Source organism: Actibacterium sp. EMB200-NS6 (assembly GCF_001305615.1).
In the GTDB taxonomy this organism is placed as follows: Bacteria; Pseudomonadota; Alphaproteobacteria; order Rhodobacterales; family Rhodobacteraceae; genus Actibacterium_A; species Actibacterium_A naphthalenivorans.
Window position 1 is genome coordinate 140,100 of record NZ_CP010872.1, and the last position, 15,980, is coordinate 156,079.

Annotated in this window: 15 protein-coding genes; 7 read left to right on the forward strand and 8 right to left on the reverse strand. The window is 61.0% G+C overall.

The window, feature by feature from the left end; translation table 11 throughout:
• Nucleotides 1-6: 6 nt before the first annotated feature.
• The 7 genes from TQ29_RS20095 to TQ29_RS20125 are packed head-to-tail and all read left to right on the forward strand — an operon-like array spanning nucleotide 7 to nucleotide 5,415.
• Nucleotides 7-660: a virB8 family protein gene (locus TQ29_RS20095; protein ID WP_054540820.1), complete on the forward strand. Its 654-nt coding sequence runs from the start codon at nucleotides 7-9 to the stop codon at nucleotides 658-660.
• A gap of 2 nt (nucleotides 661-662) precedes the next feature.
• Nucleotides 663-1,358: a TrbG/VirB9 family P-type conjugative transfer protein gene (locus TQ29_RS20100; RefSeq protein WP_054540821.1), complete on the forward strand. Its 696-nt coding sequence runs from the start codon at nucleotides 663-665 to the stop codon at nucleotides 1,356-1,358.
• Nucleotides 1,355-2,734, forward strand: coding sequence for a TrbI/VirB10 family protein (locus TQ29_RS20105; RefSeq protein ID WP_054540822.1), 1,380 nt, complete (start codon nucleotides 1,355-1,357; stop codon nucleotides 2,732-2,734). Before TQ29_RS20100 ends, TQ29_RS20105 begins: the two co-directional genes overlap by 4 nt.
• 4 nt (nucleotides 2,735-2,738) lie before the next feature.
• Nucleotides 2,739-3,725 carry an ATPase, T2SS/T4P/T4SS family gene (locus TQ29_RS20110; protein ID WP_054540823.1) on the forward strand — a complete coding sequence of 329 codons (987 nt, stop codon included), beginning with the start codon at nucleotides 2,739-2,741 and terminating at the stop codon, nucleotides 3,723-3,725.
• Nucleotides 3,722-3,916, forward strand: coding sequence for a DUF4177 domain-containing protein (locus TQ29_RS20115; protein ID WP_040182603.1), 195 nt, complete (start codon nucleotides 3,722-3,724; stop codon nucleotides 3,914-3,916). Before TQ29_RS20110 ends, TQ29_RS20115 begins: the two co-directional genes overlap by 4 nt.
• Nucleotides 3,913-4,326: a hypothetical protein gene (locus TQ29_RS20120; protein WP_054540824.1), complete on the forward strand. Its 414-nt coding sequence runs from the start codon at nucleotides 3,913-3,915 to the stop codon at nucleotides 4,324-4,326. The genes TQ29_RS20115 and TQ29_RS20120 overlap by 4 nt, the downstream gene beginning before the upstream one ends.
• A 12-nt stretch (nucleotides 4,327-4,338) precedes the next feature.
• Entirely contained in the window at nucleotides 4,339-5,415 is a 1,077-nt protein-coding gene (locus TQ29_RS20125; RefSeq protein WP_054540825.1) for a type IV secretion system protein, read from the forward strand.
• Between the two features lie 90 nt (nucleotides 5,416-5,505).
• On the opposite strand, the gene TQ29_RS20130 is transcribed toward TQ29_RS20125, so the two are convergent.
• From TQ29_RS20130 to TQ29_RS20160, 8 genes are all read right to left on the reverse strand, one after another.
• Entirely contained in the window at nucleotides 5,506-7,461 is a 1,956-nt protein-coding gene (locus TQ29_RS20130; RefSeq protein ID WP_054540826.1) for a DUF3732 domain-containing protein, read from the reverse strand.
• Complete coding sequence (locus TQ29_RS20555; protein ID WP_082386801.1) at nucleotides 7,458-7,946, reverse strand: three component ABC system middle component; 489 nt, start codon at nucleotides 7,944-7,946, stop codon at nucleotides 7,458-7,460. The genes TQ29_RS20130 and TQ29_RS20555 overlap by 4 nt, the downstream gene beginning before the upstream one ends.
• Entirely contained in the window at nucleotides 7,943-9,166 is a 1,224-nt protein-coding gene (locus TQ29_RS20135) for an ABC-three component system protein (RefSeq protein WP_054540827.1), read from the reverse strand. Before TQ29_RS20135 ends, TQ29_RS20555 begins: the two co-directional genes overlap by 4 nt.
• 154 nt (nucleotides 9,167-9,320) lie before the next feature.
• Entirely contained in the window at nucleotides 9,321-11,321 is a 2,001-nt protein-coding gene (locus TQ29_RS20140) for a type IV secretory system conjugative DNA transfer family protein (protein WP_054540828.1), read from the reverse strand.
• A gap of 8 nt (nucleotides 11,322-11,329) precedes the next feature.
• On the reverse strand, nucleotides 11,330-13,663 hold the full coding sequence (locus TQ29_RS20145) for a relaxase/mobilization nuclease domain-containing protein (protein ID WP_054540829.1): 2,334 nt from the start codon (nucleotides 13,661-13,663) through the stop codon (nucleotides 11,330-11,332).
• Nucleotides 13,650-14,243 (reverse strand): helix-turn-helix domain-containing protein, encoded by a 594-nt coding sequence (locus TQ29_RS20150; RefSeq protein ID WP_054540830.1) that lies wholly within the window; start codon nucleotides 14,241-14,243, stop codon nucleotides 13,650-13,652. Before TQ29_RS20150 ends, TQ29_RS20145 begins: the two co-directional genes overlap by 14 nt.
• A 516-nt stretch (nucleotides 14,244-14,759) precedes the next feature.
• Nucleotides 14,760-14,966 carry a hypothetical protein gene (locus TQ29_RS20155; protein WP_054540831.1) on the reverse strand — a complete coding sequence of 69 codons (207 nt, stop codon included), beginning with the start codon at nucleotides 14,964-14,966 and terminating at the stop codon, nucleotides 14,760-14,762.
• A gap of 538 nt (nucleotides 14,967-15,504) precedes the next feature.
• On the reverse strand, nucleotides 15,505-15,980 hold a 476-nt coding region (locus TQ29_RS20160; RefSeq protein ID WP_157445683.1), incomplete at its 5' end, for a DUF2493 domain-containing protein.

A 15,980-nucleotide genomic window follows, 5' to 3' on the forward strand; every position in this document is an offset into this window, starting at 1 on the left:
TGACGCGTGGCGAGTGAACAAGAGATCATCGAAGAGGAACTGGTTTACGGGGCGCTTCGACGGGAGCGGCTCTGGCAGCGCCTTGGGCTCATCGGGCTTATCTTCGGCATTCTCGGATGCCTGAGTGCGGCAGCTGTTGCGATCCTCGATGTCGACCCGCCGCCTGTGGTTGTGCCCTATGATCCCGCCACTGGCTTTGCCCTGCCCGAGGCTTCGGTGGGCGCAACTTCGGTCACAGCCAACCAGGCGGTCATCGAGGCGGAGGTCTTCCGCTATGTGACCGACCGGGAGGTCTATAACCAGCTCGACAACGATCTGCGCATCCGCAACGTCCTGCGCCGCTCGGACGGAGCTGCCGAGAGCGGGCTGCGCCAGATCTGGAACAGCGCCAACGAGAACTACCCGCCCACGGTCTATGGCCCGAATGCCCGGCTCGATGTGGAGATCCTCAGCATCAATCGCATCGGCAACAACCGCGCCACCGTGCGCCTGCGCAAGCGCCTGACCTCCATCAATGGCGTTCAGACCGGGCTTTTCACCGCCACGCTTCTCTTCGAGTTCCGCCCCGAGACCCGCCGCTCCATCGATGAGGTCTGGACCAATCCCTTCGGCTTCACCGTGCTCGAATATTCCATCCGCTCCGACAGATTGGAGAATTGAATTTGTTCCCAGTTCGACTTTTCTTATTGCTGATTGCCCTATTGCCCGGCCTCGCCTTCGCGGAAGCCATCCCGCGCGGCGGTCCCAATGACAACCGCGTGCGGTTGGCCACCTACCAGGAAGGTCAGGTCTACCGCCTCAGTGTGTCGCTCACCCATGTGACCACGGTCGAGTTCGGGGAAGGTGAGAGCATCCGCTCGATCATCGCAGGGGACACAGAGGGCTTCGAGATCGATGGCGTGCCGGGCGGGCAAGCCTTCGCGATCAAGCCCGTCGCGCGCGGTGTCCATACCAACGTGACCGTCTACACGAACAGGCGAAGCTACTATTTCAACGTCCAGGAGGTCCGCAGCCCGACCTTCTACGTGGTGCAGTTCCGCTATCCGGAGGACGATGCGCGCCCGACCCGGGCCATCGCGGCCCAAGCGCCGAACTACAACTACGGTGCCAGCGCACGGACCGAGTTCACCCCGACCCGCGTCTGGGATGACGGGACGTTCACGTATTTCGAGTTCCCGCGGAACGCGCCGGTGCCCGCGATCTTCCGTTACGCCAATGGCCGTGAGCGGACGGTCAACACGCAGACCACCGAGGACGGCGTGATCCGGGTTTCCGGGGTGAACGGGCAATGGGTTCTACGGATCGGTGACGAGGTGGTCTGCATCGAAGCCACACCACCTACGGGGGTGCGATCATGAGCGACGCCGGAAACGCTGACCTCGAAAAGCGCCTTGCCGCCCTTGAGCAAGGCAAAGGCTCCGGGTCGCGCCCTGCCCCACGGCGCTCACCGCTGCTCGCTTTGGTCGTTGTCCTCGCGATCGGGGCGGGTGGTTCACTGCTCTATCTGATGTCCCAACCCGAGGAAGAAGAAGCCCTGCCTACGGCCACGCCGGACGTGTTCCAAAACGAAGGCGACGGGTTTGGTGCCATCGAAACCCTCCCTCCACCCGAGCCCGAAGTGGTTCTGGTCGCGCCCGAGCCCGTCGAGCCCAATGCCGAGCTTCTGGCGCAGCTCGCCGCCCTTCAGGCCCAGATCGAGGAGTTGCGCAACGCGCCCGAACCCGTCGTCGAGGAAGACACGGCTGCCGCCGAAGCCATCGATGCGCTGACCGCCCAGATCGCGGCGCTACAAGCGGCGTCAGAAGCCGCGCAGCAGCAGTTCCGAGACGAGCTCACGGCGCGCGATCGCGAGCTGGAACAACTCCGCATGGACCTCGAACTCGCGCAGCTCGAGGCCAACCGCCCTGCCCCCGCGCCTCTGGGGCCATCTGAGGACGAGTTGCGGGCGCGGGAAGAGGAGCGACTGCGCCGCGAAGAGGAAGCAAGACGGCTCGCGGAACTCGAGCGTCGCGCGGCCGAAGAACGTGCGTTTCAGGAGCGCCGCATCACCTCGCCCACCATCGCCTTTGGCGGCACCTCAGGCGCAAATGAAACCGCGCTGACCGAGCGGACCTTTGGGGAAGTGACGGATTTTGTGCTGAACGGCGCGCTGCCCACTTCTATGACGCAAGCCGAGGTCATCGCCAATCCGTCCAACACCATCATTCAGGGCACGATGATCCAGGCCATCATGGAAACCGCCCTCGACAGTTCCCTGCCCGGCCAGACCCGGGCCGTCGTCTCAGAAGATGTATACAGCTTCGATGGCTCCCGCCTTCTGATCCCGCGCGGGTCCCGCCTGATTGGGCGCTATCGTTCGGGGGTCGATATCGCGCAGCGCCGCGTCACGATCGCCTGGGACCGGATCATCCTGCCCGCGGGCCAGACCGTCCAGATCAGCTCTTTCGGGGGCGATGAACTTGGCCGTTCGGGTGTTACCGGCTTTGTGGACACGCACTTTGCCGAGCGTTTCGGGTCGGCCGCCCTGATCTCGCTGATTTCCGCGGCACCAAGTGCCGCCGCCTCCGAGGTCCAGGATGAAACTGCCGCCGACGTTCTCGAAGACGTTGGCGATGATCTGGCAGATGCGACGGACAGCGTCATCGGCGATTACCTCTCCATCGGCCCCGTCATCTATGTCGACCAGGGCGCCCGCGTCACGGTCATGGTCGACCGCGATCTGGAGATATTCTGAGCCCATGTCGCTGAGCTATCTCGAAACCTCGCTTGACCGGATCGACGCCGCCGCCCGCGACGATGTCATCGAGATCTGCATCAACCCCGACGGGACCTGCTGGGGAGAATTCCAGGGCGATCACTTCATGCGCGCGCTGGATCAAAGGCTGACGGGCGTTCAGGTCAGGGACCTCGGCAACCAGATCGCCTCCTCTGCCAATACCACGATGAGCAAGGACCGCCCCATCGTCTCGGTCTCGATCACCTACAAGGGACGCCCGATCCGCGCACAGGTCATCACCCCGCCCGCCGTGCTCTCGGCCATGTCGATCAGCCTGCGGTTCTTCTCAAGCCTGCCACTCGATGGGATCGCGCTCGATTTCCTCTATGGCAAAGAACGCAAACTCGAGGAACTGCGCCTCGAAAAAAAGCGCGCCTTGCGCGCAGTGGTGGCCGCGGGTTTGATCGATGATGCGCTGGCCTTCTGCGTCGAGAACAAACTCAATATGATCGTCTCGGGTGGCACCTCCACCGGCAAGACCGTAGCCGCGCGCAAGATACTCTCTCACGTACCGGCCGAGGAACGCATCGTGACCATCGAAGAAGCCGCCGAGCTTCTGCCGCCCCAGCCAAATGCCGTGACCCTCATCGCCAATCGCGACGCAGAATTCCAGACCGCCGATGTGCTTCTCACCGCCACGCTGCGCATGCGCCCCGACCGGATCATCCTGGGCGAGGTGCGCGGCAAGGAGGCCATGACCTTTCTGGAAGCCATCAACACCGGCCATGGCGGCTCGATGACCACGCTGCATGCCGAAACCCCCCAACTTGCCGTGCAGCGCCTCGCGATCGCAGCACTAAAGACCGAGATCCCGATGACCTATGCCGACATGATCCAGTACATCGAGAATTCCATCGACGTGATCATCCAGGCCGGTCGCCATGACGGCAAACGCGGCATCACCGAATTCTACCTCCCCGGCGCAACTGAGATTGGAATTTCCCCATGAAGACCTTTGAATACGATATCCTGTCCTTTCCCATGACCCGAAAAACCAGCCTTGCCGACATGCAGGCCAGCCTGAATGCCAAAGGTGCGGAAGGCTGGGAGGTGGTGTCGATCAGCTCCTCGGAATTCGCCAATGTGGGACACACGGTCTTCCTGAAGCGTGAGACCACACCCGCCGGAGCCACGGCATGAGGCAGGCGGGCTGTACCCTCGTATTGACTGCGCTGGTCTTGGGCCTGACGTTGGCACCCGCCTTCGCTGAGCGCGATCTCGTGCCGACCCTCGATCGCAGCTTTGACGTCTGTCCGGACCGGCCCGCTGAACCCTTGTGGATGCAGGAGATCCCCCTGCGCCAAGCCTATCAGCGGGTTCTGGTTCAGGACATCTATCGCGCCCAGAATCTCGAGCGGGTCGTCGAGATCGGCAACTGCGACTGCGCGACCCGGTTCCCCTCTTGGGACGCAGCCGAAGCGGTGTTTCGTGAGCGCCACGCGAGCGACGAACGATGGGAAATGCTGCAAGCCTCGGACGCCTACAACCGCCGCGCCAACGCCGCCCGTCCGGAAGCCCAGACCATCTGCGACGTCGCGGGCAATTGGTAAGGAAGCCCCGCGATGAGCGTCGTCACCTATTTCGTTGAAACCTCCCAAGCCTATCTCGACACCGCCGCTGAGACCCAGTTTGGTGCGGTTGCGGCAACAGTCGGCACGCTCCTCGTTTTGGGGACAACGCTGGTGGTGATCCTCGTTGGCATCAACATGATCTATCAATATCGGGCCATGGATGGGCACACAGCCTTCTGGCTCGCGGTCAAGATCGGGCTTATCGGGATATTCGCGACCAATTGGATGCAGTTCAACGCCTTCTCGTCTGCCATTCTCTATGGGATTGACAGTATCGCGGGCGCGCTTGTCGCTTCGGTCGGGGGCGGCAGCCCCGGACCCTCCGGCACGTTCGCAGAAGAGTTCGACCGGCTGATCGCGGAACTGGGCGACTATCTGAACGCTGCCGGATCCGAGCTGAACTGGATGGCCGGCGCCATGCTCGACATCGTCGGTGTTCTTCTGCTCTCGATCCTCGGCGGACTGGCCGCCTTCATCCTCGTGGCCTCCCGACTGATGATCGCGCTTCTGATCGGGATCGCCCCGGTGATGATTTTCCTGACCCTCTTCGAGGTCACCAAGGATTATTTCGCTCGCTGGTTATCCGCGCTGGTTTCCTTTGCGCTCTACCCCATCGTCGTGGCCGGCGTGTTCGCCACGATCACTGGGGTTTCATCAGCCTTGATCGGTGAGCTTGGCGACCCGGAAGGGGCCTCCAATATCGGCGCGCTCATCCCCTTCTTCATGATGGTGCTCATGGCCAAAGGGTTCATAATCGCAACACCCTTTATCGTCCGCGCGATCTCCGGCAACATCATGATGCCCGCCCTCTCCGGAGGTCTCGGCGGCGGCTACAGCTTCGCTCGCGCAGCGATGGGCAGCCAGCAAGCCTACAACCGCTATCTGATCGGCGGTGCAAGCGGCGCAGAATACGCAGCCCTCAGGGCGCGGCAGTTCTTTGGCGTGCAGCAGTTTCCCGTGAGGCAAGGCATGGGGCAGACGAGTTCCGCAGGCGGCACAGGGTCCGCAGACTCTGGGTCAAAAATGCTGGCGCAGCTGGCGAGACTGGGACGGCTTGGGCGACGGTGACGGCCTATGGCGGTCACTCGCGACCAGTTCTTCGAACGTCTGACTTTCAATGTTTTTCCGTGTTTAGAGCCCTCACAAACAATTTCGACCTTAAACCCCGTCGAGGTTTGGCCACTCCTCAGGAACCAACGCTGGGGGTTTGGTCCACGGTTCTTCGACCAACGCGTCCTGAAACCACTGATCACGGAGGTTGGCGTGCTCGGTGACGATCAGCTGAAAGCCGGGTACGTCATCCTGCGTATATTTCAACAGCAGCTCGAACAATCGACGAACCGCGTTTAGATCCGCATCAGCCTCTGTTTTCTGGAAAGAGCCGTCGGCCTCCTTGTAGATTTTCTCAGACGGGAAGTAGACTTGGGTTGGCTGATCGATCAACAGGAAGCGCGGGATTGGGCGATTATTTTGCGCAGCGAATAGGTGCAGCGCGAGTAATGCAGAAAGGTGATAGGCTAGATGGTTTTCGCCGCCTCCTGTGCGACTCATAGGGACCGGACGCTCAGGCCGATCGAAGATGATCGTCAACTGTGGTAGGTTGAGCCGCGCCGGGAAGTCTTGGAATTCTGCCTCAAATTTCCGGATGAACCGCGTGACTTGCGCAGAGATGTTGTTGAGAATTGAGGCTAGGCGCTCGTCGCTATCGTCGGTGCCGATTTCCTCCTCCAGTTGCGTCACCCTGTTGATAAGACGGCGATTCTCCAATTCAAGTCTGGCAAGTTCTTCGTTCGGAGGGAGCGTTTCCAAGAAGTGGCTGATACGGCCTACGACGCGCGCGGCAGCATTGTTGCGACTTCCCATTTGGGCAATGATCTCATTAGCTGCGATCGCAGCGGACAGCTCAGTTTCTTTCTGTCTGACTTCTGCTGCGATGTCGTCCGCCTGAGCAGTCAATTCAGCCAAGTAGGCTTCGAGCTTGGGGCGCTGGCCGGTGGCAACACGTAATTCCTTATCTAGCGTTTCAAGCTCGTTTAGCAGGACGGCAGCAAGCGGGGAGTCGAGTGCTAGGTTCCGTTCGCTGAATGGCCATTGCCATTCGCCGCTATCGGGATTGTTTGGCAGTGCCTTGATCGAAGTGAGACGATCTATTTGTTCAGCGGCCTCGTTTTCGTAGCCGCCCGCCCTCTTGGCGAACTGACGCGCCGAATCAATTCTTGCCTGAGTGTCTCGCCGGTCTTGACGCAGTTGAGCCAACTCTTCTTCCAACAGGGAAATCCGGCTACCGTCGTCGTCAGGCACCTTTTCAGGTTTCCAAGAAAGCACAGATCTCAATGCTTCAATGATTGCTTCTGCATTTTGATTTTCATCGGCGCTTCCGATCACCCCAACCGCCGTCGCTTCCGAGTGCAGACCGATTGCCTGCTCGTGCGACGTGTCGACTGCATTGCGCGCCTGCTCTAGCTTTTTGTTGCTAATTCTCAGATCCCGTTTCGCAATCCGTAGCTTTGACTCCCATTCGAAGCGGTCGTGAGAGGAGACGCCAAGCAGAATTGGCAGGGTATCGCGTATTGCCTGCGGCTGGAATTGTTCGTTCTGGCGGTAGAAAAGTTGGTCCTTGTTAGCGATCAGTCCTTGCTTTTGAAACAGGTAGTAAAACGTGTGCTTTACGTTGGCGTCGTAGCTGGCGCGGCTGTGTTCACTCGCAACTTCGGTGCGATTTTCTGGAATTCCAAGCAGCCGCGACAGGAGTTCGACGATACTATCGTCGTCAGTGTTGATCGACAGATCTTCGAACACAGGAATTGGCAACTGGTTGCCCCTACGCAGCATTGCAGTGCTGCAACTCGCACCACCTCGAGACGGTGTTGGCTTCGCAACCAAAACCTGCTCTTTTTCAAATTGGTAGATCACAGCGAACCATGCCACCTTGTCGCGGATTATTCCTTCTGGAACGTTAAAAGTAGATCGTCCCATACAGTATTCGATAATCTCTGAGAGTGCGGACTTGCCAGTAGAAGAGCGGCCGGTAATGACGTTAAGCCCGTCAACCTTGAATTGCAGGTCGCGGCGTTGGCCGTTAGGGCTATAAATGTGAATGGATCGAATCTTCATGGGCGAATTCCGAATGTTGCATAAATTGTTGACCGGTCTGCAATGCGAGCAAATTCTCTACCAACTATCCGCGCGACTTTGTGGCAATCAACAGTTTCATCCGTTCCAGTAACGGTCTTGCGCACCTTCTTGGGCACGGTTTGGATGCGGCCGCTATCTGAGACTGTGATACAGCCCCTTTCCATAAGGAGACCAAATCCCTCGAAAGCATAGGGTAACATCTCTGAGACTCGATCGCCGAAGCCCACCATCAGTTGCTGGTTATTCTCCGTCGTCTTAAGCAGGTAGCTGCGTGGATTACTGACAATTACCTGGCGCGAGTCCTTGTGTAAGCAGAGCGGCAGAACGAGTAATGATAGTGAAAAAGGCATGCCTCGCTCATCTATGTCTTCATATCCGTTCAACGAGCGGAACAAGACCAAGCCGCAAAATGCCGGGTTGAATAGATTACGAATCTCGAACGGGCGTTGGTCCCATCGTTTCATGAGGCCACCCCCAACACTTTGCATACTCGTTCAATAAACCGTGGGTGCCAATAAACTCTAGGTTCAGGCGTGGTATCCGCGAGAATATGAAAGCTGCCTCGGACGACATAGGGTTCCGTCACGCGCGCGCGAATTCGAAGGGACTCGATCTTCCCGGTTTCAAATTCTGCCCAGTTGTAGAGAGTGGCTCCGGCTTCGCGCAACGCATCCTCGGCGCTGTCGTCCGTGAGCTTCTCGAAAACCACATCCCTGTAGCGGCTCCATTCCTCTGCGAGACGGTCCTCGTATTCCTCAATCTCTCCCGACACGATTAGGTTTTCGCGCGCCCAAGCCGATCGCTGCTCGAACGCTCTGTAGTAATCTAGGATCGCACTCCTGATACGGTTGGAAGAGATGCCTATCTCGTACATTTGTTTAACGAAAAGGCGCGGATCGGCATCGGTGTCAATCTCGGTGGCGGGCACCTTCCCGCGGAAGGTGATTGGCAGATTATCTGTTTTGTATTCCTCGGTGATATTGGAAAGCTTATCCGAGACTTCGTGGCCGAAAATGCCTTCTGGCCTGACGCCAGTCAACTGCTTGATCACAGCATCGGTCCACCAACCTTCCAGCCGTTCTAAGACGAACTGGCGGTGTTCGCGTCTTATGCTTCGCATGTGCTTTTCCCGGATGATGGCCGGGATGTCACTGATGCGCGGATTCCCATCGAGGATCAGGATGCGCTCGAGAAAGTCTTGCTTCGCTGAATCGCTTAATTCGTTAAACGCAGCTGCAATCGGAGTGATGAGTTTTGACTTTGATCTAGATAGCGCGGCGGTGGCCAGTTCGGCCAGTGTTGCTTCATTACTGGAAGAGGTGGCCTGTTCCGGGAGGAAGCGAGCAAGAAATGAATCAGTTGACACGGTGCCGGTGGTAAAAAGGAAGAACTGCAGATTTGATGCAGCAAGGCCATCCCGCTTGTATCGCACCAGCCAAATGTTGACTGATTTCCAGAAATCAGTCGACAGGTCTGTCAGTTTATCGCCAATCGCCTTGTGCTTTAGCGAAGCTAAGGACTTACCGCCTTCGGTGTCAATGAAATCGAGATCGTCGTCTTTTTCAATGAAGACTGCCGCATCTTCCGGAAGCTGAAGCAGTCGAAGCAACGCAAGGCGACTTTGGTAAATATATCCAAGGCCCTGCTCGCCTGCTGAGAACTTATCAGTTTCTTTTTCGACCATAGTTCTCCCGCCCAGTCAGATTATCCAATTGGCCGGTAGCGACCTCTGATCCGGAAACCACCGTATGGCACACTTGCTGATTTCACACATTGGCGCAAGGCACCGCGAACTTCCGCTTCCGGCCCTGTTCAACAGACATACCATCCTCGTTAGACTATCGAGCAACCAGCTTATCGCTATCCCCCTCCTGCAGCATCGCTTCCATTTCATCCAATCCATCGACAGCAGAGCGCATCTGCGCCTCATCATCCACGCCCACGGTCTCGGCATCTGCAACTTGGCCCCCAAAATCCATTTCCATCTGTCGCTGTTCCTCAGCGATAACGGCTTGAACGACAGGCGCAGTCTTCTTTGGGGCGACATCAGTTTGCCCTGACGATTGGCCATCAGCAGCCTGGCGTGCGGCCTCGACGTCGGCTTCTGTTCCCCCTGGCCCATCCGACGGCGGCGTCATCGGCATGGCGCGCACGCTCAGCGGCAGCGTTCCCTGCGGCCCCCCTCCCCCAGGCTCCGGAAACGGCAACTCCCCCGTCTGCGCCCCGTGGATTGCCTTGAACAACCGATCGTCAAAATATTGGATCCGTTTGGCCCGGACCGGCATTTGCGCGTCGATGACCATGACGATCTCGTCGAGCGGCAGGCGGCGCGCCTCGTCTTCAGGGAGCAAGGAGCTTTCTTCGGTCCGGGTCGACTGGCTGCGCCCTTCAAAGGGGTTCTTGCCGATGGACTGGGAGCGCGTGATGACGGTCTTCGTGGTCTTGCCGACCGCCTTGCTCAACTCCTCAACTGTCTTTTCATCGGAGGGCGTCAGATAGAGCTTCACGCCCGCGTTGCCCTGCAGAGCGCGGCGGGTGTTTTCGCCGTAAATTTCATCGAGGGCGGGGATGGTTTGGGTGACCACGGCCAGGTGACCACGATAGGTCCGCAGGGTCTCGATGCTCTCGACCACGATGGGCATCTTGCCGAGGCGATTGAACTCGTCGAGCATGATCATCACGGGCCAGGGCTCGTCGGGGCCAGGATCCTTTTCCTGCATGGCGGAGAGGAGATCGGAGAAGAAGAGCCGGATCAGCGGCGCCAGCGGCTTCACCATCAGCGGCTGGACGACGAGATAGACCGAAAAGGGCTTCTTGCGGATCGTCCGGAAATCAAAGTCCGACACCGCCGTCGCCTCATCGATGGCCGGGTTCTGCCATTGGTCGAGCCCCGAGGTCATCAGGAGCGAGACATAGGAGGTCAGCGTGTCATTGTTGGTCGAGGCCAGCCGCGTGAAGATCAGCTTGGCCGCCCTGTTGTCGACCTCATGGCCCCGCGCGAAATACTCCTTCTGCTTGTTCCCGCCCGAGGCCGCGATGCGGTAGATCTCGCCCAAGGTCGGGCGCTTGCGCTGGAAGGCCAACAGGCCTGCCGCCACGAAGAGATCGATCCCGCCCTTGAGGAGGCCCTGGACCCGGTCATTGTCGCTCTGCAGGAACAGCGTCGCCAGGAGCTGCAGTTCCATCTGCTGGCGCGCGGGATCTTTCAGCTCAAAGATGCGCAGGAGCGGGTTGTAACGATGCGTGCGCTTGCCCTCCCAATCGGTGGGGGCAAAGCGATAGACCTTGTCGCCTTGGGCGGCGCGATGCCGGGCCGTGGCCTCGAAACACTCGCCCTTCACATCGAGCGTCACGGCGGAGCCTTGCCAGGTCAGCAGGTTCGGAATGACGAAGCCCGTGGTCTTGCCGCGGCCCGTGGGCGCCACGATCAGCGCATGCGGAAAAACCTTGGAGCAAATGTAATTGGCGCGGGAGCCCGGCGCCCCCAGCTTGCCGAGGATGAACCCGGTCCCGGGCGCCCCGAAGAAGCCATTGGCCTTCATCTCGCGCGCACTTTGCCAATGGGTCTGGCCAAACCGTGTCAGGGCGGACCCCGAGAGGGCGAGGCTCAGCATCAGGCCGGCGGCGGCGAAGCTGCCGATGATCAGGTGAATAAGTTGCGCGTCCTCCGGGCGGTGATCGAGGATCGCCAGATAGTTCTGCGCAATAAAGGCAAAATCGATCTCGGCCCCGAAGCCGAGATCTTGGTAGGTCAGCACCGCCGAGGCGATGGTATAGCCCATGGCCCCGGTCACCAGCGTCACCAGCAAGACGCCGGTTGCGATCCGCGCCTTTCCCATGGGCGCGCTCAATGGACCTGTCCCCGCTCGGTCTCGCCATCCACGTCTGTGGCGCGGTGTTTTTCATATTCGGTGTCGGCAAGATCATCGACCACCTGGCGCAGGGCCTCCGTGTTGGCCGTCGCGGCATCGGATTGCAGGTAGACCTTGGCGACATAGAGCCGGTCGAGGCGGTCCTCGAGAACCTTGTCCAGCGCATCGGCATCGCCGGATGTGAGCCGCTCAAGTTGACGGTCATCCAGCACCCGCGCGATCTCGGTTCGGAAAGCGTCCCGCTCCGCCTCGGTCTCGAAAGGCGCGGACAACTCCCCCGCCCGCTCATGGTCCAGAACACGCGCAATCTCGTCTGCGAGGCGGTCGGTACGGTCAGACTGCGGCGCAGTTTCACCGCGGGCTGCGAGGAGTGCGTCGCGCGTGCCAACCCCAAGCCCCTCGCGCATCTCGGTTTCGCGGCGGACCTGATTGATGACCTCCGTGTCGCGTATCTCGACGACGGCCGCATAGGTCGCGCCGAGCCCACGGGCGAGATGGGACGGCATGTCCGGATAGCGCGCGCGCAAGTCATCCGTGACAGCATATGCAACGGGCGTGCGGACGTCGCGTCCCTCCATGATCCGGTCGACCTCGCGGGTGATCTCGCTGGCGCGGGCCGCATCGGTGATGGTCTCCCTGTAGGGTTCAGACCGGTCGATCACATCGCCGGGGCGTGCGAGCAGGTCCGGGTGTGCTTCGAGATACGCGCGCTGCTCCGTCTCGATCCGGCGTTCCGCACGTGAGACAACCTCCCAATCCCGGTCCTCGATCTGCTGCGCTGTCAGGCCGTCTGCGCGCATCTCCTGACGGATTGTCCCTTCCATCGCCCGCACCGCGTCCCGGTGATAATGGAACCGCTCGCTGACCGGTTCCGCTTCCATGACGCCATCCCGGCGCAGCACGTTCTCCCGTTCCAAGAGCGTGCCGAGCGTGACATGCACATCGTTGAGAATGTCGCGCGCCTGTTCCAGATCGGCGCGGCGCTCGAGGTTGAGATCCCGCGCTTCGGCCACTTTGGAGAGATCATTGGCGATCCATTGATGCTCGAGCGCTGCATTCGAGGCGCCCGTCTCGATCCGGGCCACCACTTCCGATGTGCTGATCCCGGTGCCCCGTAGTGCTACGTCAATGCGCGATCTCAGGTCGGGCTCGGCCAGTCGCTCGCGCTGGCTGGCGTCAATATTGGCTTCGGAATAGATCCCGCCCTCCGAGGGGGTCTCTGACAGCGTGGATGATCGCAGCCCCAAGGGCTGCATGTGCTGGACCTGCGTCTGGATCTCGATAAGGCGTTTTTCCAGCACGGGGCGTTCCGCGTCAGGCTTCTCGGCGATCATGCCCTGCACCCGCGCGAGCTTCTCGGCATAGAGGCTTCTCAGATCCTCGAAGCTTTGATCCTCGGCCATATACACATCTCCTGTTCGGTCCATCTGTCCGCCATGCGCCAGCACCTCGCCCGCGCGGAAGAGTGCCGCGGCGATGTCTTCCCGGGCCTCCCGGGAGGCCTCTGCGGCAAGCGAATGGTAGACGGTTCTGGTGTTGGCGATCTCCGCCAGCGTCCGGGTCAGGTCCTGCCCCACGCGTTTGCGCTCGCGGGGCGCGCGACCCTCTTCTTTCGCGGCGTAGACCTCGCTGGTCCGGGCTGGGTAATGTACAGCCCCGCGATCCACCCGGCGCGTGGCCTCCAGCCGCACGCCGTACTTCTCCGCCTCCTCGACCATGGCGAGGCGGAAGTCGTCATAGTTGAAGCGGTGGTTGCGCCCCAGAAAGAAGAACTCGCCTTCCTGCGAGCGGCGGTTCAGCACCAGATGCGCATGCGGGTGATCGCGGTCCTCATGCACCGCGATGATGTAGTCGAAATGCCCCGCGTCGGTCTGGAAGAACCGCTCGGCCACATCCGTCGCGATGTCGCGCACATCCTCCCCGCGCGTGCCGATGGGGAAGGACATGAGCATGTGGGTGGTCTGGCCCAGCTTGGGCTTGAAGCCCGCATCCCAGCGCTTCGCAAAGCGCTCGGTGAGGTCTTTGATGTCGCCCGCCTCGAGCTTCGCCTTGCCATCCAGAAACCCGCTACTGTCGACGATATGGGTGGACTTGGTGGTGAGGTAGTCGAGCTGGTTTGCGAGCTGTGATTTGGTATGCGTACCCCCGCCCCGGATCGCCTTGAAGACCGCTGGCCGGTGGCCTGCTGCCGCGCGCGCAAGCTGGGTCTGCTTGGCCACGTGCAGCCCCTGCATTGAGCCCCGGACGCGGCTCCAGCCATCCCGAAAGACCTCGCCCGTGACGGCATGGACGGCATCATTCAGCCGCATGGGCAAACTCCCTCAGCGCGGCCGTGGCCCGCAGCTGCATCGCGTCTCGACGGCGGCGCAGGAGCAGATCGATCTCGTCTGCAGAATCCAGAATGAACCTCGCCAGCCCGCGCATCTGCGCAAGGCGCAATTCGGTAAACTCGGCACTCGCGCCCCCCACGGCCCCCTGCTCCCGCCGGTTGGCCCGCGTCATCTGCTTGGCAATTTGCGCGACCCCATTGCCGACCTCATGCAGCGAGGCGCGGTAGCGCGCCATCTCGGCCGCCATCTGCGCGTCCGGAACGAACACCCCGCCTGCCGCCTGAATGAGCCGCCGCAGCCCCTCGGCACGGCTCTCGATCCCGGCCTCGGCCAGCACCTCGTCGAGCGCCGCGAGCTCCGCAGCCGTGACCTTTACACTGACCGCTGAGACCGGAATTGCGGCATCCGTCTGGCGCTCGGCATCTGCCTTCAAGGTGTATTGGATCGCCCGCGGCGACACGCCGAACCGCTCCGCCAGGGCCGATGTGGTCACACCTTCCGCAGCTTCGCGAACGATCTCCATGCGTTCCGCATCTGAGAGACGTTTTGAGCGCGACATGCGAAGAAAGACCCCCTATTTCCTGCCACCTTCCACCAAGGCTGCCCCTACCTTACGATAATATACCAAGCTGTCAATTATATACTTACGTCGCCTTCAGTCTCAGGCAGCCTTGGTGTCCGCTTCACGCCGCGGCCCGCAGGGACGCGGCTCTGCCGCCCTCACCACCGGGCGACACCTGTCCTAGGGGCCCCGTCCGCCAGCCCCGCCCGAGGGTCTGGCCGAACACGCATGTGTTCGGACGGAACCGCGGGCGGGCGCAAACCCCACCGACAGGGCGGACAGGCAGGGTCAAGGAGGGCCAGATTTGGGTCCCCAAATCTCTGCCGCAAAAACCGGGAGGCCTTGGCCGATAGGTTTTTGTGGATGGCCCCCTTGAGGCTGACTGGCCGGTCTGTCGCGGCCTGATCATTCCGGGCGGAGTGCGTCCGTTGAACGCGCAGGGACCGGCATCCCTGGAACAGGGATCGGGCCACCCCAAGATCGTCCTGGGGCGGCCCATCCTCGTCAGAGGATTTAGTCCTGGGGATCTTTCGCGCTCGGCGAGAACATCACCAGCTCCGAGACCGCGACGGGGAAGTCGAGCTTGAGGCTGAAGAACTCCGATCCGTCCCCGTTGCGGGTGTTTCGGAACATCGCACCCACGCGCTGAAAACGGGTGCGCTCCTGGCCATCGGTATCGGTGAACTTGACGGGGACGGTGGCGACGTAGTGGTTGGTCATTTGGGTTACTCCTTGTTGCGATGGGGATCACCCGGCACGGGGGCAAGAGGCCCGGTCGCAAGCGCAAATGCGGAGGGTCCGCGGCCAGCCGTGGAAGCCGTATTTGTGCTTGCCGAAGCGTGAGCTGAGGGCACGGGCGGGCCGACCGCGTGCGATCCACATCAATGAGCAAAAAGGAGTGATCCGGATGACCCTTGCCATCACGCAGCCGCCACCATCCGCGTCCGCGTCCCACCGAGCCTGGCCGGGGTGCTGACGGAGCCCGCCCGCGTGGATGCGATGTTCCGAAACACGCCCCGAGGAACGTGCAGGTGTTCAGCTTCATATGCGACGTCTCGACCCCTCGCGTCTTGCCCGGCTGACGATGTGCGTGAGGTGCGCACCATCCCCAGCCCATACAGATGCGGATGGGCCGCACTCTGACGGACCGGGTAAAGCGATAACGGTGCTGGCCGCCGCGAGGTGCCGATCAAGTGTGACCGACCGCACGCGCCATGAGACATGACGAAAGGGCCGCGCCAAGCGCGACCCCCTCTCTTCACTCCTGCGACGCCTTCTTCGCCGGGTCCGCAACCCGCATGACCGTCAAGCCTTTCGCTTCCGCCTTCTGCCCGAGGTTCAGCGCGACCCCGTTGCCGCCGAAGAGTACAACCCCCGTCGCCGCGAACTTGTCGTCCAGCATTTCGTCGTTGCACTTGAACGGTGCCGCACGCCCGTGCGCGGACCAGCGCGGATCGAAGCGCGCCTGCGCTATCCCGCGTGCCCGGGCCCACCGAGCCGCGATCATCTCCGCCCCGTGCTTGCCACCCTTATGGCAGAGGAAGATCTCCTGATTGCGGTTCTGTTTGATCCGTTCGCGAACCTTGTCGAGCGTGTTGAAGATCACATCAACATCGGTCCAGTCGGTGGCGCCCGAGACGATCAGGGGAACCCCCTCGACTTTCGACTTCTCGGCGGTCTCGCGGTCGTGCTGCTCGAGGAGCTGCCGCGCCTCAAAGACCGCCCCGGTCTCCT

Bases quoted from the DNA above. Each gene is read 5' to 3' on its own strand.
- TQ29_RS20155 (WP_054540831.1), bottom strand. From the start codon at position 14,966: ATGACCAACCACTACGTCGCCACCGTCCCCGTCAAGTTCACCGATACC.
- TQ29_RS20145 (WP_054540829.1), bottom strand. From the start codon at position 13,663: ATGCGGCTGAATGATGCCGTCCATGCCGTCACGGGCGAGGTCTTTCGG.
- TQ29_RS20105 (WP_054540822.1), top strand. From the start codon at position 1,355: ATGAGCGACGCCGGAAACGCTGACCTCGAAAAGCGCCTTGCCGCCCTT.
- TQ29_RS20115 (WP_040182603.1), top strand. From the start codon at position 3,722: ATGAAGACCTTTGAATACGATATCCTGTCCTTTCCCATGACCCGAAAA.
- TQ29_RS20110 (WP_054540823.1), top strand. From the start codon at position 2,739: ATGTCGCTGAGCTATCTCGAAACCTCGCTTGACCGGATCGACGCCGCC.
- TQ29_RS20555 (WP_082386801.1), bottom strand. From the start codon at position 7,946: ATGAAACGATGGGACCAACGCCCGTTCGAGATTCGTAATCTATTCAAC.
- TQ29_RS20135 (WP_054540827.1), bottom strand. From the start codon at position 9,166: ATGGTCGAAAAAGAAACTGATAAGTTCTCAGCAGGCGAGCAGGGCCTT.
- TQ29_RS20150 (WP_054540830.1), bottom strand. From the start codon at position 14,243: ATGTCGCGCTCAAAACGTCTCTCAGATGCGGAACGCATGGAGATCGTT.
- TQ29_RS20125 (WP_054540825.1), top strand. From the start codon at position 4,339: ATGAGCGTCGTCACCTATTTCGTTGAAACCTCCCAAGCCTATCTCGAC.
- TQ29_RS20120 (WP_054540824.1), top strand. From the start codon at position 3,913: ATGAGGCAGGCGGGCTGTACCCTCGTATTGACTGCGCTGGTCTTGGGC.
- TQ29_RS20140 (WP_054540828.1), bottom strand. From the start codon at position 11,321: ATGGGAAAGGCGCGGATCGCAACCGGCGTCTTGCTGGTGACGCTGGTG.
- TQ29_RS20130 (WP_054540826.1), bottom strand. From the start codon at position 7,461: ATGAAGATTCGATCCATTCACATTTATAGCCCTAACGGCCAACGCCGC.